This window comes from Promicromonospora kroppenstedtii DSM 19349 (genome assembly GCF_000515355.1).
GTDB lineage: Bacteria > Actinomycetota > Actinomycetes > Actinomycetales > Cellulomonadaceae > Promicromonospora > Promicromonospora kroppenstedtii.
The window spans coordinates 3,322-5,365 of record NZ_KI911672.1 but is presented as its reverse complement, the minus strand read 5'-3'; the positions used below and the strand labels follow the sequence as shown (position 1 = coordinate 5,365).

Sequence of the window (2,044 nt, the reverse complement as noted above, 5' to 3'; positions counted from 1 at the left end):
CGCCGCGGCCGCCGCCGACCTCGCGCTCGACGGCGCCCGCCGCCGCGTCGACACGGGCACCGTGACCGCCGACGACGGCACGGTGCGGCACTTCGTGACCGTGCTGTGCGCGGGCCTGGACTCGCTGACCAACGAGCGCACCAACCGCATGACCTGGCCCAGGGGGCCCGCCCGGTACCTGGCCGCGATCTACCTCGAGTGGCTGCGGCTGCGGAGGTTCGCCTACCGGCTGGAGCCGGCGGACGCGCCCGCGCTGGAGCAGGACGGGTACATGCTCGCGATCGGGCTGACCCGTACCTACGGCGGCGGCGTGCCGATCTGCCCCGGGGCCGACCCGGCCGACGGGCTGCTCGACGTCACGCTGGTGCAGGCGATGGGCCGGTTCCGGCTCCTCGCGTTCGACTCCCTGATCAAGTCCGGCCGACACGTCGAGCGGCCGGAGGTCACGACGCTGCGCACCCCCGCGGTGCGCCTGACGGCGCCCGCGGGCCTGGTCACGTACGCGGACGGCGAGCCGACGGGCCCGGTGCCGGTCACGATCGAGGCCCGTCACCGGTCGCTGACCCTCTGCGTCCCGGCGTGAGCCGGGGTTCCCCTTCGAGGCCTAAGTTTCTTCGCTTTGACTCGCAGCAAAGCGAAGAAACTTGGGCTTCGAAGGGGATGGTCGACGACGGCGTGGCCGACGTCGGTCGGTCGACGGCGGCGGTGTGACCCGCGTCACCGGCCGACCGTGTCACGTCCGGCCGGTCCGCGGTGTCTGGATGGGATCACTCGTGTCGTGGAACGGAGCCCGACCATGTCCAGCACGCCGAACGCCAGCACGCCGAACGCCGGCACCCCGGGCCCCGGCACCCCGCCGCGTGCCGTCAGCAGCCGGGTCAGCGCCGAACTGCCGCGGACTCTGACCAACCGCGCCATGGCCGCGTTCTCCCGGTGGCGGTACGGCGCCGTGCTCGACCCCCTCGTCGCCGTCGGACACCACGGGAAGGTGACCCGCACCTACGCGTTCACCGAGCTCGGCGTCGGCGGCTGGAAGGCGCTCGACCCCGGCCTCAAGTCGCTCGCGGTCATGGCCACCTCGGTGTCGATCGGCTGCTCGTGGTGCGTGGACTTCGGCTACTTCGAGGCGCAGCATGACCACGTGGACCCCGCCAAGCTGCACGACGTGCCCGCGTGGCGGACGAGCGACCGCTTCAGCGACCTGGAGCGCGACGTGCTCGCCCTCGCGGAGGCCGCGACGGCGACCCCGCCGACCGTCGACGACACCCTCGCCGCCCGCCTCACCGAGTCCCTGGGCACCGAGGCGTTCACCGAGCTCGTCGCGATCGTGGCGGTGGAGAACCTGCGCAGCCGGATCAACGCCGCGATGGGCCTGACCGCACAGGGGTTCAGCGACCGGTGCGAGGTGCCGATCTCCGGCCCGCTCGCCCAGGTGGGCGAGGCGTAGTGCCCGACGCCGCCGCCCCGGACCCAGCCGCCCTGGACCCAGCCGCTCCGGACCCAGCCGCCCCGGACCCGGCCACCCCGCAGCCCGGCGCGGACCTCGCACGTCCGTTCACCGAGAACCGCCGCCTGCTGTTCACCGTCGCCTACGAGATGCTCGGCGCGGCCGCCGACGCCGAGGACGTGGTGCAGGAGGCCTGGCTGCGCTGGTCGGCCAAGGACCGCTCCGACGTCGACGACCCGAGGGCCTACCTGGTGCGCGTCACGACCCGGCTCGCGCTGAACCGGCTGCGCACGCTCCGGCGGGCGCGCGAGACGTACGTCGGCCCGTGGTTGCCGGACCCGATCCTCACGACGCCCGACGCCGCCCTGCCCGTCGAGCGCGCCGAGGAGGTCTCACTCGCACTGCTCGTGGTGCTGGAGACGCTGTCGCCCGTGGAGCGGGCCGTGTTCGTGCTGCGCGAGGTGTTCGACCTGTCGTACCAGGAGATCGCCGACGTGCTCGACCGCGAGCCCGCCACCGTGCGGCAGACCGCGCACCGCGCGCGGGAGCACGTGCGGGCCCGGCGTCCGCGGTACACGCCCGCCGGCCCGCAGCACG

The 2,044-nt window shown here is 74.1% G+C and carries 2 protein-coding genes and 1 pseudogene; all 3 read left to right on the top strand.

Annotated features, from left to right (window positions below; translation table 11 throughout):
- A pseudogene (locus PROKR_RS34885) lies at positions 1-583 on the top strand (hypothetical protein); the annotation flags it as partial.
- Between the two features lie 213 nt (positions 584-796).
- Complete coding sequence (locus PROKR_RS13680) at positions 797-1,447, top strand: carboxymuconolactone decarboxylase family protein (protein ID WP_245605822.1); 651 nt, start codon at positions 797-799, stop codon at positions 1,445-1,447.
- A 149-nt stretch (positions 1,448-1,596) separates the two neighbouring features.
- Positions 1,597-2,044, top strand: a 448-nt coding sequence (locus tag PROKR_RS13675) for a sigma-70 family RNA polymerase sigma factor (protein ID WP_245605823.1), incomplete at its 3' end; no start/stop codon positions are given.